Raw genomic sequence first — 25,391 nt, 5'->3', positions numbered from 1 at the left:
GAATACTCCAGGGCACTGCGAACATGGCTGACGGCACAGATCAGAAATCCTCCAACCAGATGTGGGGCGGGCGTTTCGCTTCCGGGCCGTCTGCCATCATGGAAGAGATAAATGCCTCCATCGGCTTCGACAAGAAGCTTTACGCCCAGGACATCCGCGGCTCTATGGCGCATGCCGCCATGCTGGCGGAAAAAGGCATTATTTCGCAGGAAGATAAAGACAAGATCACTCACGGCCTGAACACGATCCTGTCAGAGATCGAAGCCGGCACCTTCGAATTCTCGCGCAAGCTCGAAGATATTCACATGAACATCGAGGCGCGGCTTGCAACGCTGATCGGCACGGCCGCCGGCCGCCTGCACACCGCCCGCTCGCGCAACGACCAGGTGGCGCTCGATTTCCGCCTGTGGGTCAAGGAAGAATTGCAGAAGACCGAGGGTATGCTGACGGCCCTCATCGCCGCCTTCCTCGACCGCGCCGAGGAAAATGCCGATACGGTCATGCCTGGCTTCACTCATTTGCAGACGGCGCAGCCCGTCACCTTCGGCCATCATTGCATGGCCTATGTGGAAATGTTCGGCCGTGACCGCGCCCGCGTGCGCCACGCCATCGAGCATATGGACGAAAGCCCGATCGGCGCGGCCGCCCTTGCCGGCACCGGCTATCCCATCGACCGCCACATGACGGCGAAGGCGCTCGGCTTCCGCGAGCCGACCCGCAACTCCATCGACACCGTCTCCGACCGCGATTTCGCGCTGGAATTCCTGTCTATCGCTTCCATCTGCGCCACGCATCTGTCGCGCCTCGCCGAAGAAATCGTCATCTGGTCGACGCCGCAATTCGGCTTCATCCGGCTGTCGGATGCCTTCTCCACCGGCTCCTCGATCATGCCGCAGAAGAAGAACCCGGACGCCGCCGAGCTGGTGCGCGCCAAGACCGGCCGCATCAACGGCTCGCTGATCGCTCTTCTGACAGTGATGAAGGGCCTGCCGCTCGCCTATTCCAAGGACATGCAGGAAGACAAGGAACAGGTTTTCGATGCCGCCGAGAGCCTGGAACTGGCGATTGCCGCCATGACCGGCATGATCCGCGACCTTGAAGTGCGCAAGGACCGCATGCGCGCCGCCGCCGGTTCGGGCTATTCCACCGCTACCGATCTTGCCGACTGGCTGGTGCGCGAAGCGGGCCTGCCCTTCCGCGATGCCCACCATGTGACCGGCAATGCCGTGGCGCTGGCGGAAAAGAAGGGCTGCGATCTCGCCGATCTTTCGCTGGAGGACTTGCAGGCCATCCACCCCGGCATCACCAAGGGGGTTTTCGACGTTCTGTCCGTCGAGGCATCGGTTGCCAGCCGCACCAGTTTCGGCGGCACGGCCCCTTCGGAAGTGAAGAAGCAGATCGCCTGGTGGCGCGGACGCAACTGATAAAATCGCGTTACGCTGCGATCACAAGAAACAGGGTGCACAAGCGCCCTGTTTTTCGTTATCAGAGAGGCACATATTTCCTTTGGACAGGCCCATGCTTTCAAAAACCGCGCGCAAACTCATCGTTCCCATCGGCATGACGCTCGCCGTCAGCCTTGTTCTCAGCGCCTGCGGGCGTAAGGGCGACATCGACCCGCCGAGCACGCCGGTCGAAATGCGCAACAAGCGCAATGCCGACGGAACGGAGACAAAGCCGGCGACGGCGGAACGGCCGTTCATTCTCGACAAGCTTCTCTGACGGATAAAAGCCTGTGAACCATTTTGGCTATATCGACGGCGTGCTGCACGCCGAAAACGTGCCTGTGCCCGAGATCGCCAAGGCGGTCGGCACGCCATTCTACGTCTATTCGACCGCGACGCTGGAGCGCCATTACAAGGTGTTTTCCGGTGCCTTTGCGGATGTGGACGCCATGGTCTGTTACGCCATGAAGGCCAATTCCAATCAGTCGGTTTTGAAGACGCTGGCAAAGCTCGGCGCGGGCATCGACGTCGTCTCGGGCGGCGAATTGCGCCGCGCACTCACAGCCGGCGTGCCGGCAAGCCGCATCATGTTCTCCGGCGTCGGCAAGACGGTTGCGGAAATGGATTATGCGCTGGAAGCCGGCATCTACTGTTTCAACATCGAATCCGAGCCGGAACTGGAAGTTCTCAACCTGCGCGCCGTGAAAGTGGGCAAGCGGGCGCATGTCTCCTTCCGCATCAATCCGGATGTGGATGCGCGCACCCACGCCAAGATTTCCACCGGCAAGAAAGAGAACAAGTTCGGCATTTCCTATGAGCGCGCCCGCGCGGTCTATGCCCATGCCGCCACCCTGCCCGGCATCGAAGTCACCGGCATCGACATGCATATCGGCAGCCAGATCACCGAATTGCAGCCTTTCGAGGACGCTTTCCGGCTGCTGCGCGAACTTGTCGAGGCGCTGCGCGGCGACGGCCACACGATCAGCCACGTCGATATTGGCGGCGGTCTCGGCATCCCCTATCGCGAGGACAATAATCCGCCGCCGCTGCCGGATGCCTATGCCCATATCGTCAAGAATGAGCTGAAGAGCCTCAACTGCAAGATCGTCACCGAGCCGGGCCGCCTGATCGTCGGCAATGCCGGCATTCTGGTGACGGAAGTGATCTATGTGAAAGACGGCGGCGAAAAGACCTTCGTGATCGTCGACGGCGCGATGAACGACCTCATCCGCCCGACGCTTTACGAGGCCTATCATGGCATCCGTCCGGTGGTACAGCCCGCCGCAGACGCGCCGCGCATCAAGGCCGATATCGTTGGACCTGTCTGCGAGACCGGCGATTATCTGGCGCTCGACCGGGAGATGGCTGCGCCGCAGCCGGGTGATCTGATCGCCGTCAGTTCCGCAGGTGCTTATGGCGCGGTGCAGGCCGGCACCTACAACTCGCGCCTGCTGGTGCCGGAAGTGCTCGTTAAGGATGACAAATTCCACGTCATTCGCCCGCGCGGTACCTATGAAGAGCTGATCGCGCTCGATTCCGTGCCCGCCTGGCTCGATTGATCTCGCCTGCATCACCGGTTGGCCGATCACAATCAAGCGAAGCTGCCTAAAAAATGGGGGTGAGGGCTTAGGTGCCCTCGTCTTCGCCACAAAGAATGTTATCCTTGCTCCGTGACATGAAACAGCTCGCCGTTCCGGGAATGGCGTTCGACGTGGCCAGAACCGGGAGAACGGATTGATGACCACAGCCGGAGAGGACAGGACAGGCAGAAAGCGCCCGACCGGCGCGTTCGCGCAGCGGCCGGACCTTGCCCGCCGGGTTGCCGCCAAGCGCTTCTTCGCGAAAATCGTACTGCTTTCGGAAAAAATTGCGCCGAAAACGCTGTGGCCGCTCTCCATCGCCGCCGTGTTTCTGGCGCTTGCCTGGTTCGGCCTCTACCGGCACATGCCGGATTTCCTGCGGCTCGGCGTTGTTTTCGTGCTGGTTTTCAGTTTCATCGCCACGCTTTTGCCAATCCTGCGACTGAAATGGCCGACGGATAGTGATGCATCCCGCCTGCTTGAAGATCGTAATGGTCTCGCGCACCAGCCGGTTGGCGTGCAGGAGGACGAACCGGCCTTCGATACGCCTTTTTCCCGAACGCTCTGGAAAGAACACCAGATCCGAATGGCGGAGCGCATTGCCGCACTGAATGCCGGCCTGCCGAAACCCGATATCGCCCGTTATGACCGCCTCGCGCTGCGCGCCGTTCCCGCCCTTCTTCTGGCGGCTGCGTTCGGTTTTTCCTATTCCAACGGCGCGGGCACGATTGCCGATGCCTTCCGCAGCCGACAGGCCGTCGGTCCGCTCAATCCCGATATCCGTCTCGATGCCTGGGTCACGCCGCCATCCTATACCGGCCGCGCGCCGATTTTCCTGACCGGACGCGACGCAACCAACCGTGACGCGGTTTCCGTGCCGCAATCCTCCAAGCTGACGATCCGCATGACCGGCGGCGATGGCGGCGAGGAAGTGACTTTCGAGCCTGAAATGGCAGGCGCGCTGCAAAAGCTTGCGCCGGAAGCGGCGCGTGCCGATAGCGCAAGCGGCGATATCGCCGTTCAAACGCCGGTTCGTTCGGCAGACCAGCCCGTCGCGCCGCGCACTTTCGCCATGGATGTTACCGAAAGCGGCATGATCACCGCCAATGGCGAACAATGGGTGTTCAACGTCATCCCCGACCAGCCGCCCAGCATCGCCTTCGACAATATGCCGCGCCGGGCCGTTAACGGCGCGCTGGAAATAGGCTTCACCGCCAAGGACGATTATGGGCTGAAGGAAGCCCACGCCATCATCGAACCGATTGGCGTTGCAGAAGGTGCGACCGCACTTTATCCGCCGCCGGAATTCAAGCTCGATCTGCCGCGACAGAATAATCGCGAGATCAAGGGCCTGACCAGCCGCAACCTGACCGAACATCCGATGGCGGGAAAGCGCGTGCGCATAACGCTGGTGGCGACTGACGGCGCCGGCCAGACAGGCCGCAGCCCCGCGCATGAAATGGTGCTGCCGGGCCGAAATTTCTCCGAGCCGCTGGCCGCCTCGATTGCGGAGCAGCGGCAGATATTTTCGCTCGACACGCGCCAGATGCCGAAGGCGATCGCCTATAACGAGGCGGTGGGCCTGCGCCCGGAAGAGACCATTCCCAACACCACCCATTATCTCCTGCTGCAATCGGCGCAGACCCGCATGCGGCTCGCCTATAATGAGGAAATGCTGAAGGACACGGCCGATTATCTCTGGGAAATCGCGCTCGGCATTGAGGATGGCGATCTTTCGCAGGCCGAAAGACGCCTGCGCGATGCGCAGACTGCGCTTTCCGAAGCGCTTCAGCGCAATGCCTCCGACGAGGAAATCGCCAAGCTGATGCAGGAATTGCGGGAAGCCATGCAGCAATTCATGAGCGAGCTTGCGCAGCGCATGCAGAATGCGCCGCAAGCCAACATGAACAGCCAAGCACAGAACGTGCTGCGCCAGCGCGATCTGGAAAACATGATGAACCAGATCGAAAACCTCGCCCGTTCCGGCAATCGCGACGCGGCGCAGGAAATGCTCTCGCAGCTGCAGCGCATGATGAACAATCTGCAGGCCGGCCGGCCGCAGCGTCAGGGCCAGCAGGGGCAGCAGCAGAGCAGCAAGATGCGCCAGCAGATCGACAAGCTGGGCGAAATCCTGCAGCAGCAGCAGAAGCTGATGGACGAAACCTTCAAGCTCGATCAGGCGCTGCGCGACCGGATGCAGCGCGGTGACCCGCAGCAGGGCGACGACGAGCAGCAGATGGGTGAAAACGGCCAGCAGCCGCAAGAGGGACAGCAGGGCCAACAGGGCGAAAATGGCCAGCAGGGCGGACAGCCAAGTGACCAGATGACCGCCGAACAATTGCGCGAGGCGCTGAAAAACCTGCGGGCGCAGCAGGATGCGCTCGGCAAGCAGCTCGGCGAGTTGCAGCAGGGGCTACGCGATCTCGGCATGGAACCGGGCGAAAATTTCGGCAAGGCGCAGCAGGAAATGCAGGGCGCCGGCGAGGCGCTGGGCAAGGGCCAGGGCGAGCAGGCTGTCGAAGGTCAGGGCAATGCGCTGAATGCGCTGCGCCAGGGCGCGCAGGACATGATGGGCCAGATCATGCAGGCCATGCGCCAACAGGGTCAGCAGCCCGGCCAAGGTCAGGAAGGCATGGCGGGCCAGGGCGGCCAGAACGGCCGCGACCCGCTCGGCCGTCCGCGCAGCACCACCGGCCCGGATTTCGGCGATCAGGTGAAGGTGCCTGATGAAATCGACGTGCAGCGTGCCCGCGAAATCCTCGAGGCGATCCGCGAGAAGCTCGGCAACAATCCGCCCGGTGAAATTGAACGGCGGTATCTGGAGCGGTTGCTGGACATACAGTAAGGGTCTGAGGCCATTGCCAGCGATCCGAGCTGTCACTTTAACCTCGCAGCTTTTCCAGAAAAACCAGCAGCGTGGAAAAGGTGCTCAGCGGGTCGCCACACACTCTCCGTCATCCTCGGCCTTGTGCCGAGGATCTGCCAACCTCCCATGAAACCGATACGTCGCAGATGCTCGGGACAGGCCCGAGCATGACGGAGGAGAGAGTTGACAACTCCGCAACAAAAAAGCGGCCCAAGGGGCCGCCTTTCTCAAATCTCTGCGCCCTTATCACTCAGGCCGCCAGCGCCCGCGCCACAGCCTTGCGGATATCCGGAAGCGCAAAGGGTTTGGAGACAACATCCACGATCTTCTCCGCAAGATCATCAGCCCGTTCACGCTGCTCGGCATAACCCGTCATCAGCAGGATGCGCATGGCCGGGAAGCGTTCGGCGGCGCGGTGCGCCAGCTCGATGCCATCCATGACCGGCATGCGGATATCCGAAAGAAGAAGATCGAAACTGGTTTCCTGGAGCTTTTCCAGCCCCTGCTCGCCGTCTGCCGCCTCATGGGTCTCATGACCGTCGAGACGCAGCGCGCGGGCGACGAAAGCCCGCAATGCATCCTCGTCTTCGGTAATCAAAATCTTCGCCATCAATCATTGCTCCTGGGCATCATTTCCAGCCGTGAGCAACATCGCAGGCTCCTCTTTTCAAGAGGTAAACACCCAGCCTTTCGCTGGGTGGATGGTTAACGAGGCGTCTCCGCAATGTGCCATCCCGGCACGGCGAAAAAGCTCAGGCGTCGCCGGTCACGACGCCGACAAAAGGCAGTTCGCGGAAGGCATAAGCCACATCCATGCCGTAACCCACGACGAAATAGTCAGGACATTCGAAACCGACATAATCGGCCTCCAGATCTTCCTTGCGCTTGACCTTCTTGTCCAGCAGAACGGCGATGGTGACGTTGCGGGCGCCGCGTTCGTAAAGCAGTTCCTTGGCGAAACGCAAAGTGCGGCCGGATTCGAGAATATCATCGATCAGGAGGACGTCACGGTCCTTCACATCGCTGTCGATATCCTTGACGATCCGCACACCCTGCGAAACCGTGCCGGCGCCATAGCTCGACAGCGTGATGAATTCGACTTCGGGCGCAAGGCCGCTGTCATGCAGCGCGCGGATAAGATCGGCCGCGAAAATGAACGATCCCTTGAGCACGGCAATGACCAGCAAATCCTTGGTCGGGCCGCTGGCTATGTGCCTGGCCATGTCGCGATTGCGCTCGGCGATCTGCTCGGCGGTGTAAAGCGGCTCGATATTTTTTCCACGGACGACGGGCATTCTTACTCCTGTGCTACGCCTTGCCGATTTTACCTTTCAGTAAAAATACAGGAGACGCGTTAGCACAGTCAGCGTTCGGACGCACCCGCCTCGACGAAGGAAAGCTTGATGTCAGGCATTTTTCCACCGGGATGGCGCAACTTTGCCGAAAAACCATGGCTGAAGCCAGGCTGCATCTGCCTGACCGGCGGCTCGATGACCATGCTGGCCAAGAGCTGTCCCTTGGCAATGAAGAGGTCGGCGCGAAGCGCGGGCACGTCTTCTAGCGTGGTGCCGTTATTTTCAACGATGCCGTTGATGAGCAGGACCTCCATGCCGCCCGCCTCCTGCGGCGTGACGGTGACATGGGAGATGGCAAGCGGGTTTACCGGCGCGGCAACAGCCGACTTTTCCGGCACGACGACCGAGAGGCCGCCCGAGCAGATGAAAACAAAAATGGCAAGCCCCGCGACCAGCGCCGAATAGGCATCCGCAGATAGTCGCGACAATTTGCGATCCACCCAGCCGACGAATGCCAAACCGAGCACGCCCGCGGTGACGGGTGGTTTTTCCTTCTGCCGACACGCCGCACCACGGTTGTCGTTTCCGGGCCGAGGCGAACGGTTTTCCTTGATGGTGACAAATTCCGCGTCTACCACATCGCGATCGGGATTTGCTGCGCGCGCCGAGCGGCGCACCGGCGTTTCCGGCATCAGGAGGTCGAAATCGAATGCCGCTTGCCGGCGAGATGAACGGAACATAGCCATAGAATTCCCCGGTCAGGTTTTCCGGCCCGCAAAACTGGGCATTGCAACGAATCCTGCCAAGTTTTAAATTTAAATGGTTAATGCTTCGCAAAAACGGCTCGCGCAGGCCACCGGATCCAGGTTAAACCCCGACATCCGAACCCCACGCGCCAGCGGCTTGCGAACCACCACGAAACGAAGAGACTGGAAGTCCGTTGATCCATTTCGAAAATGTCGGGTTGCGTTACGGCATGGGACCCGAGATCCTGAGGGACATGACCTTCGACATTCCCAAGGGCTCGTTCCAGTTTCTGACCGGCCCTTCTGGTGCCGGCAAGACCACGCTGCTCCGCCTGCTTTTGATGTCGCTGCAGCCGACGCGTGGCAATATCCGCATGTTCAACCGCGATGTGTCGCGCATTCCGCGCAGCGAGCTGCCGATGCTGCGCCGCCGCGTCGGCATCGTGTTTCAGGATTTCCGGCTGCTCGATCATCTGACGACCTATGAAAATGTCGCCCTGCCGCTGCGCGTGCGCGGCAAGGAAGAGAGCGCCTATCGCAACGACGTGATCGAGCTTCTGAAATGGGTGGGGCTCGGCGAGCGTATCAACGTGCTGCCGGCCATCCTCTCCGGCGGGGAAAAGCAACGTGCCGCCATTGCCCGCGCGCTGATGGACCAGCCGGAAATATTGCTGGCCGACGAGCCGACCGGCAACGTCGATCCGCCGATGGCCAAGCGCCTTCTCAACCTTTTCCTGGAACTCAACCGACTGGGCACGGCCGTCGTCATCGCCACCCATGATTTCGGCCTGATGGACCAGATCGATGCGCGCCGGATGATCCTGACTGAAGGGCGGCTCGATATCTATGAATGAGATCAACCGCAAACCGTTGAAGCCTGAAGCGGCCCAGCCGAAGCGCCCACCCATGCGCATCCGGCCGATGGCGCCTATCCTGCCGCCCTCCAATATTCAGGGCAATGCGCTGATGGTGGTCATCGCCATCATGGCCTTTCTTGCGTGCCTCACACTCGGTGCGGTCTCCATGGTGCGCGCCACCGCCGCCACCTGGCAGAGCCAGATTTCCCGCGAGATCACCATCCAGATCAAGCCCGAGGACGGGCTGGACATGACGGCGGCACTTAACAAGGCGCGCAATCTGGCGCTCACCTTCGTCGGCACGCGCGACGGTACGATCCTCGACGATGCCGCCACCTCACGCCTGCTGGAACCGTGGCTCGGCAGCGGTCTCGACCTTTCCGAACTGCCGATCCCACGCCTCGTCGTCATCACCATCGACGAAAACAACCCGCCCGATTTTCAGGCAATGCGCGACATGCTGAAGGCCGAACTTCCGCAGGCGTTTCTCGACGACCACCGCACATGGGTGGACAGGCTGGTCTCCATGGCCAGAACCACGGTCATGATCGGCGTCGGCGTTTTGATTCTCGTCTTCACCGCCATGGTGCTGACGGTGGTTTTTGCAACCCGCGGCGCACTTTCCGGCAACCGGCACATCGTCGAGGTCCTGCATTTCGTCGGTGCCGAAAGCAGCTTCGTGGCGCGGGAATTCCAGAAGCACTTCCTGAAAATCAGCCTCAAGGGGGCAGCGGCGGGCAGCGCGCTGGCGGCGACGGTTTTTCTTGCAGCCGGTTTCTGGCAGTCGAGCACTGTCGCCACACCGCAGAGCGATCAGGCAAGCGCGCTTTTCGGCTCTTTCTCGGTCGGTCTCGGCGGTTATATCGGCATCGCGACAACCATGATCATCATCGCGCTTCTCACCACCATCACGGCGCGCGTAACAGTTATTCGCACGATTGACGATATCGACCGGGTGCGTTCCGATCCGTCGAAAAGCGATGGTCTTGCGTCTTAAATGCCGGACCGGATTTCCCGAGTAAACTGAAACCGTTGCAAGCCGGATGTAACCTGCGGACGGTGGACAAAAATGCCTGTTCCTTGCCTTAATCGGCGAGTATTCAGGAGGAATGTTTGTGAGTCGGATGGACCAGGATCAGACAGGCACGCGACCGGCAAAAAAGAGCCTGCTGTCGCGGCGCGGTCGTTTGCGCCGTTTTATTCGTGGCCTCATCTTGCTTTGCGTCATCGCCCTCGGCGCTTTTTCCGGCGGCTTCCTGTGGTTTGCCGATTCCGTTGCCTCCATGCGCCCACCGGAAGGCGCGAAGGGCGACGCGATTATCGTTCTGACCGGTGGTTACCAGCGCATTGAACAGGCAGTCGGCCTGCTGCGCGACGGCGTGGGCAAGCGCCTGCTGATCTCCGGCGTCAACCCAGCGACCACCCGTTCGCAAATCCGCAAGATGACCCAGGGCTCTTCGGACATGTTTTCCTGCTGCGTGGATATGGGCTATAAGGCCATGGATACGATCGGCAACGCCAATGAGGCGGCAAGCTGGATACGCGATCACAACTATTCCGCCATCATCGTCGTCACCAACAATTACCATATGCATCGCAGCCTGCATGAATTGCGCAATGCCAGCCCGCAAACGGAGTTCATTCCTTATCCCGTCATCAGCGCGGACCTTGCCCGGACCAACTGGTTCTCCGAGCCGGATGTGGTCAGAACCATGCTTTATGAATATTTGAAGTTCGTAGCGGCGGCGGGACGCGACCTGACCGGCTTCGGCAAGGGTGACGGCCTGCGCAAGGCCTCTGCCGATCATTCCGCGATGAAGGCTGCGAGCACTTCGCCCTGAAAGGGGAGAGAAACGCGCTTGCTGCTTGGCCTTGTTTTCGTGTAGGCGTCTGGCATCGGCATCCGGCATCGAGGCGCTCAAAGTTTCGGAACGGCTGCATCCCGGGAAGGCTGTTGATGCTCAAGCTGCGCTCTTTTCTTTTCAATACGCTGTTTTATCTCAATCTCATTGTCCGCATGATCGTGCTGACGCCGATCTATTTCATCCTGCCACGCAAGATCGCCTTCGAAATTCCCAAGAACTGGGCGCGATCCAACCATTGGCTGATGAAAACCATCGTCGGCACCACCTTCGAGATCGAAGGGCTGGAAAACATTCCCGAGACCGGCTGCATCTTTGCGCCCAAACATCAGTCCTTCTGGGATACCTATGCGCTGCTGCCCAATCTGCCAGACCCCGTCTACATTCTGAAACGGGAGTTGATGTGGATTCCGCTGTTCGGCTGGTATGTGATGAAACAGCGCATGATCCCGGTCAACCGCGCCGCACGCGGCAAGGTGATGCTGAAGGTCATGGAGCGGGCGAAGGAGGAAATGGCAGCCGGCCGCGAGCTCATCATCTATCCCGAAGGCACACGCCGTCCACCTGGTGCCGAACCCGAATATCGTTATGGCATTGCCCGGCTTTACCGCGATCTGCAGGTTCCGGTCATTCCCGTCGCCATGCATCCCGGCCTCTTCTGGCCACGCCGCTCGACCATGCGCTATCCCGGCCATTTCAAGGTGCGTATCCTGCCGGCCATCGAGCCGGGGCTGGACCCCGACGTGTTTTTCAAGCGCCTGATCGACGTGACGGAAAAGGCGAGCGACGAGTTGCTGCTGGAAACCGCGCGCAACAACCCGCACCTGCCGCTGCCGCCGACCGCCATCAAGCGCATCGCCGAACTTCAGGGCAAGGATACAATCGCCGGCTGAGCCGCGAGCGTGCCGACATTGGCGGCAATGCTTTCCAGCAGCGAGTCGCGAATGCCCATATCCTGCAGATGCTGCACGGTATTGAAGACGTAGTCCGTATTCGGCCCGGACCGGCCCGATGCGGCCGCGACGATGACCGCCGCCTCGGTCACGCCCAGACCGCCAATATATTGCTCATGCGCGGGATCGGCCACATAGGTCACCGCGCTGCCGCGCCGGCCATCGGCAAAGGCAATTGCAACAACACGTTCCTTGTAGACATTCGTTATGAGTTCACGTTCACGCAGATAGGTCATGACGGGGTCGTAGTCTTTTCCCCTGACGCGGAAGGCGACGCCAAGGCAGGAACCGCCGCGCTCCAGCCCCAGCACGAGGCCCGGCTTTTCCTCCGTGCCGCGATAGACGCTGGAACTGATGCAGAGCGAGCGACGATAGCCATGCAGCCGCGCCTGCTGCCTCTCCTCAAAGGCGAAGCCGGGGTTCCACATCAACGAACCGTAGCCAAAGACCCAAAAATCGTCCATATCCCAAGCCAAATCAAAATTACCTGAAGTCTGTTCATCGGAGATCAATATGGCAGCGTCAAGCCAATCCGGCACCTCCAAAAAATTCCTCTGGCTTGGCATCGCCATTGTGCTGGTCATCGGACTTTACACGGCCGGGTGGTTTTATGCCGCCGACAGGCTGAAGCAGACGGTGCTGAACGCGATATCCCCCTCACAGGCCAGAAATGTCAGCGGTGAATGCGGCGATATCGCCTTCAAGGGTTATCCCTTCCGCATCGGCCTCTTCTGCTCGAAGGTGATGGTGGACGACAAGCAGAACGGCGTTTCCGCTTCCTTTGGCGAATTGCGCTCGGCAGCGCAGGTCTACAATCCCGGCCACATCATCTGGGAACTGGATTCGCCCGCGGAAATCCGCACCGCCCATGGCCTGACGGTTTCTGCCGCCTGGCAGAACATGCAATCGAGCATTGTCACCAAGCTGAAGGGCATCGATCGCACATCGCTCGTCATCGACGGACTGAAAGCGCAGGCCATTTCTTCCGTCACCGGCCAGACCATCGACTTCGATGCCGTAAAGACGGAAATGCACCTGCGCCAGAACGGCGCCGATCTCGACGGTGCAATCACGCTTACCGACTCGGCGACCGTCATCAAGGACTGGCCGCAGGTTCTTCCCCGCCTCGACGCCATCGTTGATGTCACACTTGCGGGCAAGGCGGGCATGGTCGACGGCAGCGACAGTTCCGGCCTGTACGGCGCAAGCGGCGAGCTTCGCCGGCTGGTGGCCGATATCGGCGAGGGCCGCACGATGCGCATCAGCGGCCCCTTCTCCTTCGACAATGAGGGTTATCTCTCCGGTCAGTTCAAGCTGGAGATCGAAAAACTCGGCGCCTGGTCGGACAATGCCAAGCAGGCGTTCCCACAGCTGCAATCCACCATCGACACGGCCCGCAAGCTGCTCGGCGCGCTTGCCGGCGGCGGCGACAGGGCGTCCGTCGATCTCGTGGTCGATCGCGGTCGCGCCACCGTCAGCGGTTTCATTCCGCTTGGCAAGATCCCGCCGATCTGAGCGGGTGCCCCATATTCAACGTCATCCTCGGGTTTGTCCCGAGGATCTGCAACCGATTGATTGTATCGACGTGTTTAGATCCTTGGGACAAGCCCAAGGATGACGAAGGAAAGAGTTGGTAATTTGCCAGCGAGTCCGATGGCCGGATCAAATCCGGCCATGACGGTACGTCAGAAGCGACTTACTTCTTCTGATCCAGAGCATGCCGTCCAAAGTCCGGCGCGTCGACGTCCTGACCGGCCTGGACGATGGAGCGGCGGATGGCGCGGGTGCGGGAAAACAGCTCGAACAGCTTGTCGCCTTCGCCCCAGCGGATTGCCCTTTGCAGGGAGGCGAGGTCCTCGGAAAAGCGCGCCAGCATTTCCAGGATGGCATCCTTGTTATGCAGGCAGACATCCCGCCACATAGTCGGATCGGAGGCCGCCAGACGGGTGAAATCGCGAAAACCGGAGGCCGAATATTTGATGACTTCCGATTCGGTCACCGTCTCCAGATCATCCGCCGTGCCGACGATGTTGTAGGCGATGATATGCGGCAGATGCGAGACGATCGCCAGAACCTTGTCGTGATGTTCGGCATCCATTTCATCCACGCGCGAACCAAGCGCCCGCCAGAAATCCTTCAGCTTCTCCAGCGCCTCGGCGTCCGTGCCGGGCAGCGGCGTGAAGATGCACCAGCGCTCGCGGAAGAGGCCGGCAAAACCGGCATCCGGGCCGGATTTTTCCGTACCCGCCAGCGGGTGGCCGGGAATGAAATGCACATTGTCAGGCATATGCGGCGCCATCTGCGCGATGACGGAGGCCTTGGTGGAGCCTACATCGGTAACGATGGCGCCGGGCTTCAGATGCGGCGCGATCTGCTGCGCGACGCTTTCCGAAGCCCCGACCGGCACCGAGACGATGACGAGATCGGCATCCTTCGCTGCCTCCGCCGCCGAGACCGTGTAATCCGTGCCGAGCGCCAGTTCCTCCGCCCGTTTCAGCGTGTCTTCGCTGCGGGTGGAAATCGTCACATGCCGGGCAAGTCCCAGTTCCCTGATATCGCGAGCAATCGACGAGCCGATCAGGCCGATGCCGATCAGCGCGATGCGGTCGAACATGATTTCACCCATCACGCCTGCCCCATAAACTCGCCAAGCGCCGCGATGACGCCGAGATTGGCTTCTTCCGACCCGACGGTCATACGCAAGGCATTGGGGAACCCGTAACCGCGTACCGCGCGCAGAATGTAACCGCGGCGGCTCAGGAACTCATCCGCATCCGCCGCACGCCTGCCGTCCTGATCCGGAAAATGGATGAGGATGAAATTGGTGACAGAGGGTGTGACGCTAAGGCCGAGACCGGTGAAGGCGGTCACCAGCTTTTCCATCCACAGGGCATTATGTGCCACGGCCTTTTCCACGAATGCCTGATCACGAATGGCAGCGGTGCCCGCCGCTATTGCCGGCGCACTCATGTTGAACGGTCCGCGAACACGGTTCAGCGCATCGATGATGGCGGCCGGAGCATACATCCAGCCGACGCGCAGCGCCGCAAGACCATAGACCTTCGAGAAGGTGCGGGTCATCACCACGTTGCGGTTACCGGAAACCAGTTCGAGACCAGCCTCGTAATCGTTCTTGCGCACATATTCGGCATAGGCCGCATCCAGCACCAGCACGACATGTTTCGGCAGACCGGCTTGAAGGCGACGGATTTCCGCAACAGGAACATAGGTGCCGGTGGGGTTGCCGGGATTGGCAACAAAAACCATCTTCGTCTTCGGCGTGACGGCGGCGAGGATCGCATCCACATCGACCGCGCAGTCCTTTTCCTTCACCGTCACCGGGGTTGCGCCTGCGCCCATGATCTGGATCTTGTAGACGAGGAAACCGTGTTCGGTGATGATCGCCTCATCGCCTGCACCGAGATAGACATGGCAAAGCAGGCCCAGAAGCTCATCCGAACCGTTGCCGCACATGATGTTTGCGATGTTGAGACCATGCACATCGGCAATCGCCTGACGCAGCGCGATGGCCTGACCGTCCGGATAGATTTCCAGATGGCTGGCAGCCGTGCCGAAGGCTTCAATCGCCTTCGGGCTCGGGCCGAGCGGTGTTTCGTTGGAGGAGAGCTTATAGACCTTCGCAACGCCGTCCACATGTTCCTTGCCCGGAACATAAGCGGCGATATCCAGAATACCCGGACGCGGAACAGGTTGGCTAAGCTCTGCACTCATTTGATCGACCTTTGGAAAAACGCCGGAGAACCCGGCAACAGCAATGCCGGAGGCATTAGACCGGAATGGGCGTTTTGTCGAGGGTCAGCGCGGCTTTCCGTGCTTTGCGGCTGTGCGGGTGGTGGGAACACCTTGCGGCGCGAGCACGGGTACAAAAACCCGGCGCGAGGCGCGCTGGGTGACGGGCAATCCCTGATAGAGACGTTTTTGCGCCTCCACCACGATGACGCCAGAGAACAGGGGCCATAGCCTGCGGCCGGTGAGTTCGAGGTAACGGCGGAATTTCAGCACCGGGCGGCTGGTGGTCGGCGGAAAGAACAGCGCCTCGGCGGAAGCCCCCGGCGTGAAGTTGGTTTCACGCAGCAGCGCTGTCAGCTGGCCGCGCGAATAGGGCCGCCCCGAGCCGAAGGGCGTATGTTCCATGCGCGCCCAGACACCGCGCCGGTTCGGCACCACGATCACCAGACGGCCGCCGGGCGCCAGTACCCGCCACAGTTCCTTCAGGCTCTCGCGCGGATTTTCGGCAAATTCCAGCGCATGCACCATCAGCACCCGGTCTATGGACGAATCGGGAAGCGGCAGTTCCTCGTCAAACACCAGCGCCGTGGAAGACAGCTCGCCAGCCGGCCAGTTCACCGCGCCCTGCCCCGCCGGCATGAAGGCGAAGGTGCGTTCGGTATCGTGGCGGAACCGGTCCAGAAACGGCACCGCATAACCGAGGCCGACCAGTCGCTCTTCCGGCAAAGGCGGCCAGAGCGTCGAAAGCGCCATGGTGATCGCCTGCTCGGCCGAGCGGCCAAGCGGGGAATGATAGAATTCGCGCAGATCGACGATATCAGTGTTCATGGGCGAGAATGTAGCATCAGGCGGTTGGACTTCAAGGCGTCTGCCCCTACATTGAAACCCAGGCGGATAAATGCGTCGGCTCCGGCCGGCAAATGGAGAGGATCAGATGAAACCTTTGGAAATAGACGTCTTTCTTTGCCGCAGCGACAATTTCGGGGTTCTGCTGCACGATCCCGAAAGCGGGGCGACCGCCGCCATCGACGCACCCGAGGAAGGCCCGATCCTGCAGGCTCTCGATGGCCATGGCTGGAAACTCACCCATATCTTTACCACCCACCACCATCAGGACCATGTAGAGGCCAATCTGGCGCTGAAGGACAAATTCGGCTGCGAAGTCCACGGGCCTTACGACGAGGCTATCGCGATCCCCGGTCTCGACCGCTCGCAGGCCGATGGCGACGAGTTCGAATTTGCCGGACGCCGCGTTCAGGTCATTTCCACGCCCGGCCACACGGCGGGACACATCTGTTATTATCTTCCCGATGACGGGTTGCTGTTTGCCGCCGATACGCTGTTTGCCATGGGCTGCGGCCGGCTGTTCGAACGCCCGGCGGCGGATATGTGGCATTCCTTCCAGAAATTGATGGCGCTGCCCGACGACACAAAAGTCTATTTCGGCCACGAATATACACTCGCGAATGCCCGCTTTGCGGTCACCGTCGATCCCGACAATGCGGTTCTGAGCGAGCGTGCGGCACGTGTTGAAAAGGCGCGGCAGGCGAATGAATTCACCATTCCCACCACCATCGGGCTCGAAAAGCAGACCAATCCCTATATGCGGGTCGCCGATGCCGGTATCCGCAGGCATCTTGGCCTGGAGACCGCCGCGGACGCGGACGTTTTTGCCGAAATCCGCACGCGCAAGGACAATTTCTGATGGGCGCCGATCTGTCTGCGGAAGCGATCATTCGCGAACTGGGTCTCGAGCCGCATCCCGAGGGCGGTTTTTATCACCAGACTTTTCGCGACAAGGCGGGCGGCGAACGCGGCCATTCGACGGCGATCTATTATCTTCTCGAAAAAGGCGTTCGCTCGCACTGGCATCGGGTCACCGATGCCGTTGAGGTCTGGCACTATTATGCCGGCGCACCCATCGCGCTGCATCTTTCGGACGACGGCCGGGAGGTGCAGACCTTCACGCTCGGTCCCGCCATTCTCGACGGCGAACGCCCGCAGGTGATCGTGCCGGCCAATTGCTGGCAATCGGCGGAAAGCCTCGGCGATTTCACCCTCGTCGGCTGCACCGTCTCGCCGGGATTTGCCTTTTCAAGCTTCGTCATGGCCGAACCCGGCTGGTCGCCGGGGGATGCGCTCTGAACCTAGAGCAGTCGCCTGCGGAGTGAGTGAGTGCCCCTTGTTTCTTCTCCCCGAGGGGGAGAAGTCCGCGGCAGCGGGATGAGGGGACAAGGATAGAGATATCCGGCACCGTCGCCCCCTCATCCGACCCTTCGGGCCACCTTCTCCCCGGCGGGGAGAAGAAATGCGCGGCAACGTCTGCTTTCAATTGCCCTGTCATCAATCTTGGTCAGCCGCCGTATTTCGTCGCGGTGATGTAGACTTGGCCTACCCGCGTCGGAATGATGGCGTAGACCGGCGCATAAACATCCATATTGTTCGACTTGGCGAACCAGATTTCCATCGAGATGGATTTCAGATATTCGATATCCTTGCGCCCCTGCCGGTAACCCGACTTTGGCACGTAACGCGCCTTGCAGACGATCGCATCACCACTAAAACCGTTGGTCTTGAAGGGCTTGGTACCACTGGAACTCAAAACCAGATCCAGCCGCGATTCGCCGTCATAGATTGGCAGGCGGGTCGGGCAGATACGGCCGCCGGAGGGAATGATCAAACCGGAAATAGGGTCGAGAACCGAGCGCAGATCGCGGTCCTTTACGTCAACCCAATTGTCCGGCCGGGCCTTCGGCTCAGGTTTTACCGTTGTCGATGTGACATTGCCGTTGCGATAGACAACGTCATAGGTCCGTACCCGCTTGCCGTCCTTGTAGACCAGCGAATATTCGTTGGCCTGCAGCCGGTGGCCGCGCTTGGCGCCGGAAACGGTCGTCTTGCCGGAAATATCCTTGAAGATGCTGGCAAGGCCGGCGGCGCTGAAGGAACCGGAGATCGAATAATTCGGTCCATCCATGCGAGTCGAAAAACTCGCCCGGGCAATCGGCAGAATACCGAGATTGATGCTGTATTCGCTTGTGTGGCGCGCTTCGGCGGCGAGCGAGGGGGAAACGCCCGTTAACGCCATTGTCGCGGCCACGAAAATGCTTTTTCCTCTGGCAATCATTCTGATATCACCTTAAAAGAGGCGCGGAAGCGGCCTTATCTGGCGATGATATACGCCGACTTGTGGCAATAAAAAAGCGGACGACGGTTGAAAACGCCGGAATTTCCTTTCATTTGCTCGCGAGCGGCTTGACTGTTAAGTCTCGTCTGACTATAGAACCGCAACTTTCCAATCATGGCCAGTTGGATTGCCACCCCGGTTTTGCCGGTGGCGAGCCAGTGGTGAAACAGACGAAACGAAATAGGTGTACCCATGTCCCGTGTATGCGAATTGACCGGCAAGGGCGTCCAGACGGGCAACAACGTCAGCCACGCCAACAACAAGACCAAGCGCCGGTTCCTGCCGAACCTCTGCCAGGTCACGTTGATCTCCGATGCTCTCGGCCAGCGCTTCCGCCTGCGTGTTTCCGCAGCAGCTCTGCGCTCCGTTGAACACCGTGGCGGCCTCGATGCTTTCCTTCTGAAGTCCGGCGAAAACGAACTGAGCATGCGCGCTCGTCTCCTGCGCCGCCAGATCGCCAAGAAGACGGCCGAAGCTGCTTAATAGCGGTTTCGACATCATCGATATTCAGAGGGCTTGAATGGCTTTTGCCGCTCAAGCCTTTTGTTTGTTCTCAGTTGCATTGGATTTTCCGAAAACCGTTTGAGGCTTTTCGGCCCGATGTTTGGCTCTAACTGGTGGCATCACCCAGGATAAAAAAATGCCCTATCTGCGCTTTACGCTTATCTATGTGCTGCTGATGACACTGGTGGTCGTCGCGTCCAATATTCTGGTGCAATATCCGCTTTCAGGCTCGCTGCTGGGCATCAATCTCGGCGACCTTCTGACCTGGGGCGCTTTCACCTATCCGATCGCCTTCCTCGTCACGGACCTGACCAATCGCCAGTTCGGCCCGTCCATCGCGCGCCGTGTCGTGCTTGCCGGCTTCGTCGTCGGTGTCACGCTGTCCTTCTGGACATCGATCCCGCGCATCGCGGTCGCCTCCGGCACCGCCTATCTGATCGGCCAGCTGCTGGATATTTCCGTTTTCAACCGCCTGCGCCGCCAGCGCTGGTGGCATGCGCCGCTTGCCGGCTCCATGCTGGGTTCGGTGCTGGATACGGCCCTGTTCTTCTCCATCGCCTTTGCCGCAAGCTTCTCCTTTGTCGGCCCCAACGATGCCTTCGCCATCGAAAACGCGCCCATCCTCGGCGTCTTCACCATGGAAGCGCCCCGTTGGATTTCCTGGGCGCTTGGCGATCTGTCGGTGAAGGTTCTCGTCGGCCTTGTCATGCTCCTGCCTTACGGTGCGCTGATGAACACGCTGAAGCCGATGCCTGGCGCCGTCAAATCGAGCCGCGTTTGAGACCGGGCAAGCGTGGATCAAATCACGCTTGCAAACCAGCCGTCAGCATTGCAGTCTGCGGTCCGTGGCACAGCGCGGAGGCGGGTCGACATGCAGATCAAGGACGTTATTGACATCGTGGAGGCTGCCAGCGCCACGCTTTCAGGCTCAACCTTCAACGACGTCAATCTTTCCGGCACGGTCTTCGACAATGTCAATCTTTCCGGGGCGAGCTTCAATAATATCAACTTATCAGGTGCGTCGTTCACGGATAACAACATGTCCGGCTGGTCGATCGATGACGTCAATTTTTCCGGTCTGAAACTGAGCAACTCAAACCTGTCCGGTGCGCAGATAACGTCATGCCGAATGACCGGTATGAAGATCGACGGCATTGCCGTCGAGGACCTAATGGCTGCCTACAAGGCGGCACAGCAGCAGCAGGCCTGATTTTACTCCACCAGCTTGAATTCCAGCATAAGGTTGCGCTGGAGGAACGAGTGATTGTCATCGGAGACGATGATGAGGCGCGTGGAACCGTCCGGCCCCTTCACCACATCCATGCCTTCCATATTGTCGATCTGGTAGGCCATGCCCGCTTCCATGAGGATTTCGCCATCCACCACCGCGCCCGGCCTGATATCGGCACCACGGATGCGGCGGATGCGCATGCCCACACCTTCGGCGAAGTTGAAGCGCCGCTCCAGCAGCAGCAGATCGCCATTGGGCAGGAAAGCGCCATCGGTCACATCGAATGAGGGGTGATGGGTAACGGCGAAAGTGCCCTTCAAAGGGCCCTCCAATATGGCGGCGAGAAGATTGCCATCCGTATCGATGCTTTTTTCAGCCACCACCACAAGAGCCCCGGCAAGTGGCGAATCGGCCGGCGAAACCGCCAAAGCCTCCATGCCGCCATTATGGCGCAACTCGTTATTGGGAATGAGATGCGGCAGGCGACCAAGCGGCTTTGCTGTTTCGAAGCCCGGATCGGGATAGATGTCGATCCTGTGCCGCTGCTCATAGCTGACAAACACCTTGCCGTCACGCAGCGCCAGCCCTTCGGCATCCACCTCCATCTTGCGGGTCGGTTCGCGGCCGCCAGCATCCAGCATGGCCGTAATGCGGACGTCCTCCAGCCCGGACAAAGCACCGGTCGCATCGCGCGTGACCCTGCCCGTCAGCCAGTGGCCGGTATCCAGCACGGAAAAGAATTCCTCCCCGTCAGGGCGGAAGCGGATGGAGGACATAGCGCCGAACAGCTTTTCCGGCGCGCTCATCACCATGCCGCCAATGAATTCCAGCTTGCCGAAACGTTTTGCGCTGGTGCCGACCTCGAAGCCGGACAGCTGGCGAACGGTCACCGGTACATCGATGGTGGAGGCACCAATCGGAACCGGAACAAGCGACCCAACCGCCAGAGCTGCAGCAACGACCAGAGACTTGCAGGAGAAGGAAGCCCGGCTCCGCTTATCCCGCACGGCGAACCCTGCGGGACGAACCGGAAGCACTGCTCGTATCCTCGAAGAGCGCCGCGAGCTGCTCGGTCATTGCGCCAGCCAGCTCGTCCGCATCCACGATGGTTACGGCACGACGATAATAACGCGTCACGTCGTGGCCGATACCGATTGCCAGCAATTCCACCGGCGACCGTGTCTCGATCTGCTCGATGACGGCGCGCAGGTGCCGTTCCAGATAGTTACCCGGATTAACAGACAGGGTCGAATCGTCCACCGGCGCACCGTCGGAGATCATCATCATGATCTTGCGCTGCTCGGGGCGGCCGATCAGGCGGTTATGCGCCCACATCAGCGCCTCGCCGTCGATATTTTCCTTCAGCAGGCCTTCGCGCATCATCAGGCCGAGATTGCGCCGCGAACGCCGCCACGGAGCGTCCGCAGACTTGTAGATGATATGGCGCAGATCATTGAGACGGCCGGGCGAAGCGGGCTTGCCATTGGCGAGCCACTGTTCGCGCGACTGTCCACCCTTCCAGGCCTTGGTGGTGAAGCCCAGAATTTCGACCTTCACGCCCGAGCGCTCCAGCGTGCGCGCCAGAATATCGGCGCAGGTGGCAGCCACGGTAATCGGACGGCCGCGCATCGAACCGGAATTGTCGATGACCAGCGAAACCACCGTATCGCGGAACTTGGTGTCGCGTTCCTTCTTGAAGGAAAGCGGCTGCATCGGGTCGATAATGAGCCTGACGAGACGGGCCGGATCGAGATATCCCTCTTCCAGATCGAAGTCCCAGGAACGGTTCTGCTGCGCCATCAAGCGGCGCTGCAACCGGTTCGCCAGACGCCCGACGGCGCCCTGAAGGTGAGCGAGCTGCTTGTCGAGGAAAGCGCGCAGACGGTCCAGCTCGGCTTCGTCGCACAGTTCCTCGGCGTGGATTTCCTCGTCGAATTCCTGGGTGAAGATGCGGTAATCGACCTTCTCGTTGAAATCGTCGAAGGGGCTGTTGGGACGGCGGGTTTCACCGGGCGTTTCGGAATCCTCGTCGAGATCGTCGGACATTTCCTCGTCCGACATCTCGGCGCCGTCCATCTCGCCTTCTTCCATTTCCTCCTGCGAGGCCTCGTTTTCATCGGCGGGGGTCGCGTCGGAGCCAGCCTCTTCCTCGACCTGTTCTTCTTCGGTCTCGTTGGTGCGCGGCTGGTCCTCGTTGGATTCCGCTTCCTGGCTGTCAGGCTCGTTATCCTCGTCGCCGAAATCTTCCGCCATCTGCATGGAGGTCAGCATCTTGCGCACCAGCCGCGAAAACGCCTTCTGGTCGGTGATGACGCTGGAGAGATCCTTGAGGTCGCCAGCCGCCTTGTCCTCGATGAAATCGCGCCACAGATCAACAACCTTGCCGGCGCTTTCCGGCGGCTTCTCACCTGTCAGCTTCTCGCGCACCAAAAGCGCAACGGCCTCTGCAAGCGGCGCATCATCCTTGTTGTTGATACCGGCGAAATTGGCCTTGGCGTATTTTTCCGTGTTCATGGCCTGGATATTGGAGGCCATGCCCGGCATGCGCAGTGCGCCGATGGATTCCACGCGAGCCTGTTCCACCGCATCGAAGATCAGCCGCGCTTCGGCGCCCTGCGGCGACATTACCGCATGGGTGTCGGCATCATGACAGGCAAGGCGCAGCGCCATGGAATCGCCGAGGCCACGCGTGATGGCGATTTCCTGTTGAGTGGGCTTCTTGGAAATTTCCGGCAGCCGCATGCGCTCGCCGGCAAGACCCGGCCGCTCATTGGCGAAGACGACCTCGACTTCGGCATCACCGGCAACGGATCGCACGCATCCGGCAATCGCCTGACGCAACGGTTCCGTATCGACCGCCGTACCCGGTTTCGCTCTGGAATTGTCGCCGCGCGCTGCCATTGTCTTTCCTGTCATTTGTCGGCGCCTGCGGCACGCGATCAGAAGATCGCGCCCCCCACCGGCGTCTTCAAGTCATGGGTGATCTTCCCCGGACGAGCCGGGGACTATCAGGCGCTGAGAACGATGTTCGCAGCGCTTTCCTTCAGCTCGACGCCGAAAGCCCGCTGATATTGCTCGGCCACCAGCGTGCGCTCCAGTTCGTCGCACTTGTTGAGGAAGGTCACGCGGAAGGCAAAGGCGAGATCGCCGAAGATTTCCGCATTTTCCGCCCAGGTGATGACGGTACGCGGGCTCATGACCGTGGAAAGGTCGCCGTTGACGAAGGCCGAACGGGTCAGATCGGCAACACGCACCATCTTGGAGACGGTTTCGCGGCCCTTCGGATTATCGAGGCTCTTCACCTTGGCGGCAATGATGTCCACTTCCTGCTCATGCGGCAGGTAGTTCAGCGTGGTGACAATGGACCAGCGGTCCATCTGCGCCTGGTTGATCTGCTGCGTGCCGTGGTAAAGGCCGGTCGTATCACCGAGGCCGACCGTGTTGGCGGTCGCAAAAATGCGGAAGGCCGGGTGAGGACGAATGACGCGGCTCTGGTCGAGCAGCGTCAGGCGACCGGACGATTCCAGCACGCGCTGGATAACGAACATCACGTCCGGGCGGCCGGCATCATATTCATCGAAGACCAGTGCGACATTGTGCTGGTAGGCCCAGGGCAGAATGCCGTCCTTGAATTCGGTAACCTGCTTGCCGTCCTTCAGAACGATGGCGTCCTTGCCGACGAGGTCAATACGGCTGACATGGCTGTCGAGGTTGACGCGCACGCAGGGCCAGTTGAGGCGGGCAGCCACCTGCTCGATATGGGTGGATTTACCCGTGCCGTGGAAACCGGAGACCATGACACGTCGGTTGTGAGCAAAACCGGCAAGGATCGCAAGCGTCGTGTCGCGATCAAAAAGATAGTCGGGATCAAGGTCAGGCACATAGGCGTCGCCCTGGGAATAGGCGGGAACCCGCAGATCCGTATCAATGCCGAAAACCTCCCGTACGGACACCGTTGTGTCGGGCAGGTTGGAAATATCAAGGTCGATTTTGCTCATCACGTCTCCAAGGCGGGCGGCAGCCACCCGGCCACATCATCAATCAGGCGGTAAACACGTAAGTTGGCTTAGCAGAAACCTGACTGCTTTAACAATTGATATGCTTGAACAACAGCCCGAAAACGTTCTTCCGAACCACGATCGCCACCATTAGCATCAGGATGGTGCTTTTTGACAAGCTCCTTATAGCGCCTTTTTATCTCTTCCTGCTTCGCACTGGCGGCAAGACCGAGCGTATCGAAGGCTTTCGCCTCCAGCGTCTTCAATTTTCGGTCCTGCTGCATGCGCTGTCCGCCTGCCCTTGCGCCACCCGCAAAGCCGCCGGCGAAGCCGAAGGGATCGCGAATGCGGGCATTGCCGCTCGCAGTGCCGGATCGAAGTGTGGAGTGCAAAGGGCTGTCGCGCGCCGTCTTGTTGACGCCCACCGTCCAGGTGGGGCGATGGCCGGTGATCGCCTCCTTCTGGTAACGGGCGATCTCGCCGTCGGACAGGCCCGAGAAATAATTATAGCCCTTGTTATATTCCTTCACATGCTCAAAACAGAACAGGAAGAATTGCCCCTCGGCATTGCGGCCGACGGGTGCGCGGTGAACGCCCGGTTTGTCGCATCCGTCCCACTGGCAGGTGGGGGCCTGAACCTCAGGTTCCCTCTCCCTTTTCCGGCGCGTGCGGATGCGGTCGAAATATTTCGAATCCAGTTTCATGATGCCCTGATTATGGGGTGCGAAAAGCCGCACAACAAGAATTGACAAAACGGAATGTTACAGGCTTTTAGGTAGCCCCCTTCAAGACCAGCCAACGAGAATGGAGCCCGTCGCATGTCCCTGCGAGAACGCATAGAAACCAAGCTTCGGGAGAGCTTTTCACCGGAGCGCCTGAGGGTCGTCGATGAAAGCCAGATGCATGCGGGCCACCAGCCTGACATAACCGGCACGGGCGAGACGCATATGCGTGTTCAGATAGTGTCGGAAAGCTTTTCCGGCAAGTCTCGCGTCGAGCGCCACCGGGCGATCAACGCGCTTTTGAAGCCGGAACTCGATGCCGGCCTGCATGCGCTGGCGATAGAGGCGGCGGCGCCGGGGGAAGCGGTGCGGTTTTAAACCTCGAGCAAGCCCCC

The 25,391-nt window shown here is 60.3% G+C and carries 26 protein-coding genes and 1 pseudogene; 15 read left to right on the top strand and 12 right to left on the bottom strand.

The features are described from left to right. Nucleotides 1-23: 23 nt before the first annotated feature. The 4 genes from argH to AC1ROR_RS14195 all read left to right on the top strand — a co-directional run bounded on the left by argH (nucleotide 24) and on the right by AC1ROR_RS14195 (nucleotide 5,870). Entirely contained in the window at nucleotides 24-1,424 is a 1,401-nt protein-coding gene (argH, locus tag AC1ROR_RS14210; RefSeq protein WP_216333087.1) for an argininosuccinate lyase, read from the top strand. Between the two features lie 94 nt (nucleotides 1,425-1,518). Further along, on the top strand, nucleotides 1,519-1,722 hold the full coding sequence (gene lptM / locus AC1ROR_RS14205) for an LPS translocon maturation chaperone LptM (RefSeq protein ID WP_003497438.1): 204 nt from the start codon (nucleotides 1,519-1,521) through the stop codon (nucleotides 1,720-1,722). A 13-nt stretch (nucleotides 1,723-1,735) separates the two neighbouring features. Further along, nucleotides 1,736-3,004, top strand: coding sequence for a diaminopimelate decarboxylase (gene lysA, locus AC1ROR_RS14200; RefSeq protein WP_498589766.1), 1,269 nt, complete (start codon nucleotides 1,736-1,738; stop codon nucleotides 3,002-3,004). A gap of 178 nt (nucleotides 3,005-3,182) precedes the next feature. Beyond that, nucleotides 3,183-5,870 carry a TIGR02302 family protein gene (locus AC1ROR_RS14195; RefSeq protein WP_498589765.1) on the top strand — a complete coding sequence of 896 codons (2,688 nt, stop codon included), beginning with the start codon at nucleotides 3,183-3,185 and terminating at the stop codon, nucleotides 5,868-5,870. A 271-nt stretch (nucleotides 5,871-6,141) separates the two neighbouring features. Here AC1ROR_RS14195 and AC1ROR_RS14190 read toward each other — a convergent pair whose 3' ends face one another. From AC1ROR_RS14190 to AC1ROR_RS14180, 3 genes are all read right to left on the bottom strand, one after another. Then, nucleotides 6,142-6,501, bottom strand: coding sequence for a response regulator (locus tag AC1ROR_RS14190; protein ID WP_003497441.1), 360 nt, complete (start codon nucleotides 6,499-6,501; stop codon nucleotides 6,142-6,144). A 142-nt stretch (nucleotides 6,502-6,643) separates the two neighbouring features. Continuing rightward, nucleotides 6,644-7,186, bottom strand: coding sequence for a hypoxanthine phosphoribosyltransferase (hpt, locus tag AC1ROR_RS14185; protein WP_080838040.1), 543 nt, complete (start codon nucleotides 7,184-7,186; stop codon nucleotides 6,644-6,646). Between the two features lie 68 nt (nucleotides 7,187-7,254). Further along, complete coding sequence (locus tag AC1ROR_RS14180; RefSeq protein ID WP_498589764.1) at nucleotides 7,255-7,926, bottom strand: hypothetical protein; 672 nt, start codon at nucleotides 7,924-7,926, stop codon at nucleotides 7,255-7,257. 200 nt (nucleotides 7,927-8,126) lie between these two features. On the opposite strand from AC1ROR_RS14180, the gene ftsE reads away from it, so the two are divergent. The 4 genes from ftsE to AC1ROR_RS14160 all read left to right on the top strand — a co-directional run bounded on the left by ftsE (nucleotide 8,127) and on the right by AC1ROR_RS14160 (nucleotide 11,544). After that, nucleotides 8,127-8,786: a cell division ATP-binding protein FtsE gene (ftsE, locus tag AC1ROR_RS14175; RefSeq protein WP_003497447.1), complete on the top strand. Its 660-nt coding sequence runs from the start codon at nucleotides 8,127-8,129 to the stop codon at nucleotides 8,784-8,786. Continuing rightward, nucleotides 8,779-9,786 carry a cell division protein FtsX gene (locus AC1ROR_RS14170; RefSeq protein ID WP_035222576.1) on the top strand — a complete coding sequence of 336 codons (1,008 nt, stop codon included), beginning with the start codon at nucleotides 8,779-8,781 and terminating at the stop codon, nucleotides 9,784-9,786. Before ftsE ends, AC1ROR_RS14170 begins: the two co-directional genes overlap by 8 nt. A gap of 127 nt (nucleotides 9,787-9,913) precedes the next feature. Further along, a complete protein-coding gene (locus AC1ROR_RS14165) occupies nucleotides 9,914-10,630 on the top strand; it encodes a YdcF family protein (protein ID WP_498590040.1) in 717 nt (238 codons plus the stop codon). 116 nt (nucleotides 10,631-10,746) lie between these two features. Next, nucleotides 10,747-11,544 carry a lysophospholipid acyltransferase family protein gene (locus AC1ROR_RS14160; RefSeq protein ID WP_498589763.1) on the top strand — a complete coding sequence of 266 codons (798 nt, stop codon included), beginning with the start codon at nucleotides 10,747-10,749 and terminating at the stop codon, nucleotides 11,542-11,544. Here AC1ROR_RS14160 and AC1ROR_RS14155 read toward each other — a convergent pair. Continuing rightward, nucleotides 11,517-12,068, bottom strand: coding sequence for a gamma-glutamylcyclotransferase (locus tag AC1ROR_RS14155; protein ID WP_498589762.1), 552 nt, complete (start codon nucleotides 12,066-12,068; stop codon nucleotides 11,517-11,519). The genes AC1ROR_RS14160 and AC1ROR_RS14155 overlap by 28 nt on opposite strands. A 49-nt stretch (nucleotides 12,069-12,117) precedes the next feature. Here AC1ROR_RS14155 and AC1ROR_RS14150 point away from each other — a divergent pair, with 49 nt between their 5' ends. Continuing rightward, complete coding sequence (locus AC1ROR_RS14150) at nucleotides 12,118-13,119, top strand: DUF2125 domain-containing protein (RefSeq protein ID WP_498589761.1); 1,002 nt, start codon at nucleotides 12,118-12,120, stop codon at nucleotides 13,117-13,119. Nucleotides 13,120-13,300: 181 nt separating this feature from the next. On the opposite strand, the pseudogene AC1ROR_RS14145 reads toward AC1ROR_RS14150, so the two are convergent. The 3 genes and pseudogenes from AC1ROR_RS14145 to AC1ROR_RS14135 all read right to left on the bottom strand — a co-directional run. Next, nucleotides 13,301-14,251, bottom strand: a pseudogene (locus AC1ROR_RS14145) (prephenate/arogenate dehydrogenase family protein); the annotation flags it as partial. Next, on the bottom strand, nucleotides 14,230-15,336 hold the full coding sequence (gene hisC, locus AC1ROR_RS14140) for a histidinol-phosphate transaminase (RefSeq protein ID WP_080838062.1): 1,107 nt from the start codon (nucleotides 15,334-15,336) through the stop codon (nucleotides 14,230-14,232). The gene hisC and the pseudogene AC1ROR_RS14145, both read right to left, overlap by 22 nt. 84 nt (nucleotides 15,337-15,420) lie before the next feature. Next, complete coding sequence (locus AC1ROR_RS14135) at nucleotides 15,421-16,182, bottom strand: class I SAM-dependent methyltransferase (RefSeq protein ID WP_035222565.1); 762 nt, start codon at nucleotides 16,180-16,182, stop codon at nucleotides 15,421-15,423. A gap of 106 nt (nucleotides 16,183-16,288) precedes the next feature. Here AC1ROR_RS14135 and gloB point away from each other — a divergent pair, with 106 nt between their 5' ends. Beyond that, nucleotides 16,289-17,059 carry a hydroxyacylglutathione hydrolase gene (gene gloB / locus AC1ROR_RS14130; RefSeq protein WP_035222564.1) on the top strand — a complete coding sequence of 257 codons (771 nt, stop codon included), beginning with the start codon at nucleotides 16,289-16,291 and terminating at the stop codon, nucleotides 17,057-17,059. Then, entirely contained in the window at nucleotides 17,059-17,499 is a 441-nt protein-coding gene (locus AC1ROR_RS14125; RefSeq protein WP_498589760.1) for a cupin domain-containing protein, read from the top strand. Before gloB ends, AC1ROR_RS14125 begins: the two co-directional genes overlap by 1 nt. 208 nt (nucleotides 17,500-17,707) lie before the next feature. Here the strand turns inward: AC1ROR_RS14125 and AC1ROR_RS14120 are convergent, their stop codons facing one another. Beyond that, nucleotides 17,708-18,481, bottom strand: a complete 774-nt coding sequence (locus tag AC1ROR_RS14120) for a DUF3108 domain-containing protein (protein WP_498589759.1) — start codon at nucleotides 18,479-18,481, stop codon at nucleotides 17,708-17,710. 252 nt (nucleotides 18,482-18,733) lie between these two features. On the opposite strand from AC1ROR_RS14120, the gene rpmB reads away from it, so the two are divergent. The 3 genes from rpmB to AC1ROR_RS14105 all read left to right on the top strand — a co-directional run bounded on the left by rpmB (nucleotide 18,734) and on the right by AC1ROR_RS14105 (nucleotide 20,255). After that, a complete protein-coding gene (rpmB, locus tag AC1ROR_RS14115) occupies nucleotides 18,734-19,024 on the top strand; it encodes a 50S ribosomal protein L28 (RefSeq protein ID WP_003509888.1) in 291 nt (96 codons plus the stop codon). Nucleotides 19,025-19,181: 157 nt separating this feature from the next. Continuing rightward, nucleotides 19,182-19,826, top strand: coding sequence for a queuosine precursor transporter (locus AC1ROR_RS14110; RefSeq protein WP_498589758.1), 645 nt, complete (start codon nucleotides 19,182-19,184; stop codon nucleotides 19,824-19,826). Between the two features lie 90 nt (nucleotides 19,827-19,916). Next, the gene (locus AC1ROR_RS14105) at nucleotides 19,917-20,255 is read left to right on the top strand and encodes a pentapeptide repeat-containing protein (RefSeq protein WP_003497474.1); all 339 of its coding nucleotides are present in this window, start codon (nucleotides 19,917-19,919) and stop codon (nucleotides 20,253-20,255) included. Nucleotides 20,256-20,257: 2 nt separating this feature from the next. On the opposite strand, the gene AC1ROR_RS14100 is transcribed toward AC1ROR_RS14105, so the two are convergent. The 4 genes from AC1ROR_RS14100 to AC1ROR_RS14085 form a co-directional block, all read right to left on the bottom strand. Then, entirely contained in the window at nucleotides 20,258-21,283 is a 1,026-nt protein-coding gene (locus AC1ROR_RS14100) for an esterase-like activity of phytase family protein (RefSeq protein WP_498589757.1), read from the bottom strand. Further along, a complete protein-coding gene (gene cobT, locus AC1ROR_RS14095) occupies nucleotides 21,273-23,177 on the bottom strand; it encodes a cobaltochelatase subunit CobT (protein WP_035222557.1) in 1,905 nt (634 codons plus the stop codon). The genes AC1ROR_RS14100 and cobT overlap by 11 nt, the downstream gene beginning before the upstream one ends. 107 nt (nucleotides 23,178-23,284) lie before the next feature. Then, nucleotides 23,285-24,274 (bottom strand): cobaltochelatase subunit CobS, encoded by a 990-nt coding sequence (cobS, locus tag AC1ROR_RS14090; RefSeq protein ID WP_498589756.1) that lies wholly within the window; start codon nucleotides 24,272-24,274, stop codon nucleotides 23,285-23,287. A 68-nt stretch (nucleotides 24,275-24,342) separates the two neighbouring features. Further along, nucleotides 24,343-24,978, bottom strand: a complete 636-nt coding sequence (locus AC1ROR_RS14085; protein WP_035222802.1) for a J domain-containing protein — start codon at nucleotides 24,976-24,978, stop codon at nucleotides 24,343-24,345. A 114-nt stretch (nucleotides 24,979-25,092) separates the two neighbouring features. On the opposite strand from AC1ROR_RS14085, the gene AC1ROR_RS14080 reads away from it, so the two are divergent. Continuing rightward, nucleotides 25,093-25,374 (top strand): BolA family protein, encoded by a 282-nt coding sequence (locus AC1ROR_RS14080; protein ID WP_035222555.1) that lies wholly within the window; start codon nucleotides 25,093-25,095, stop codon nucleotides 25,372-25,374. The last annotated feature ends 17 nt before the right edge of the window (nucleotides 25,375-25,391 follow it).

Source organism: Agrobacterium sp. GW821-FHT14E08 (assembly GCF_058803865.1).
The sequence above is the reverse complement of the archived record's forward strand: the minus strand, read 5'-3'. Positions and strand labels throughout refer to the sequence as shown.

Coding starts and splice junctions, on each gene's coding strand:
- AC1ROR_RS14135 (WP_035222565.1), bottom strand. CDS start 16,182: ATGAACACTGATATCGTCGATCTGCGCGAATTCTATCATTCCCCGCTT.
- rpmB (WP_003509888.1), top strand. CDS start 18,734: ATGTCCCGTGTATGCGAATTGACCGGCAAGGGCGTCCAGACGGGCAAC.
- AC1ROR_RS14110 (WP_498589758.1), top strand. CDS start 19,182: ATGCCCTATCTGCGCTTTACGCTTATCTATGTGCTGCTGATGACACTG.
- gloB (WP_035222564.1), top strand. CDS start 16,289: ATGAAACCTTTGGAAATAGACGTCTTTCTTTGCCGCAGCGACAATTTC.
- AC1ROR_RS14160 (WP_498589763.1), top strand. CDS start 10,747: ATGCTCAAGCTGCGCTCTTTTCTTTTCAATACGCTGTTTTATCTCAAT.
- AC1ROR_RS14120 (WP_498589759.1), bottom strand. CDS start 18,481: ATGATTGCCAGAGGAAAAAGCATTTTCGTGGCCGCGACAATGGCGTTA.
- AC1ROR_RS14080 (WP_035222555.1), top strand. CDS start 25,093: ATGTCCCTGCGAGAACGCATAGAAACCAAGCTTCGGGAGAGCTTTTCA.
- AC1ROR_RS14150 (WP_498589761.1), top strand. CDS start 12,118: ATGGCAGCGTCAAGCCAATCCGGCACCTCCAAAAAATTCCTCTGGCTT.
- AC1ROR_RS14155 (WP_498589762.1), bottom strand. CDS start 12,068: ATGGACGATTTTTGGGTCTTTGGCTACGGTTCGTTGATGTGGAACCCC.
- AC1ROR_RS14125 (WP_498589760.1), top strand. CDS start 17,059: ATGGGCGCCGATCTGTCTGCGGAAGCGATCATTCGCGAACTGGGTCTC.
- argH (WP_216333087.1), top strand. CDS start 24: ATGGCTGACGGCACAGATCAGAAATCCTCCAACCAGATGTGGGGCGGG.
- AC1ROR_RS14170 (WP_035222576.1), top strand. CDS start 8,779: ATGAATGAGATCAACCGCAAACCGTTGAAGCCTGAAGCGGCCCAGCCG.
- cobT (WP_035222557.1), bottom strand. CDS start 23,177: ATGGCAGCGCGCGGCGACAATTCCAGAGCGAAACCGGGTACGGCGGTC.
- cobS (WP_498589756.1), bottom strand. CDS start 24,274: ATGAGCAAAATCGACCTTGATATTTCCAACCTGCCCGACACAACGGTG.
- AC1ROR_RS14165 (WP_498590040.1), top strand. CDS start 9,914: ATGGACCAGGATCAGACAGGCACGCGACCGGCAAAAAAGAGCCTGCTG.
- AC1ROR_RS14190 (WP_003497441.1), bottom strand. CDS start 6,501: ATGGCGAAGATTTTGATTACCGAAGACGAGGATGCATTGCGGGCTTTC.
- AC1ROR_RS14180 (WP_498589764.1), bottom strand. CDS start 7,926: ATGTTCCGTTCATCTCGCCGGCAAGCGGCATTCGATTTCGACCTCCTG.
- lptM (WP_003497438.1), top strand. CDS start 1,519: ATGCTTTCAAAAACCGCGCGCAAACTCATCGTTCCCATCGGCATGACG.
- AC1ROR_RS14105 (WP_003497474.1), top strand. CDS start 19,917: ATGCAGATCAAGGACGTTATTGACATCGTGGAGGCTGCCAGCGCCACG.
- hpt (WP_080838040.1), bottom strand. CDS start 7,186: ATGCCCGTCGTCCGTGGAAAAAATATCGAGCCGCTTTACACCGCCGAG.
- AC1ROR_RS14085 (WP_035222802.1), bottom strand. CDS start 24,978: ATGAAACTGGATTCGAAATATTTCGACCGCATCCGCACGCGCCGGAAA.
- hisC (WP_080838062.1), bottom strand. CDS start 15,336: ATGAGTGCAGAGCTTAGCCAACCTGTTCCGCGTCCGGGTATTCTGGAT.
- AC1ROR_RS14195 (WP_498589765.1), top strand. CDS start 3,183: ATGACCACAGCCGGAGAGGACAGGACAGGCAGAAAGCGCCCGACCGGC.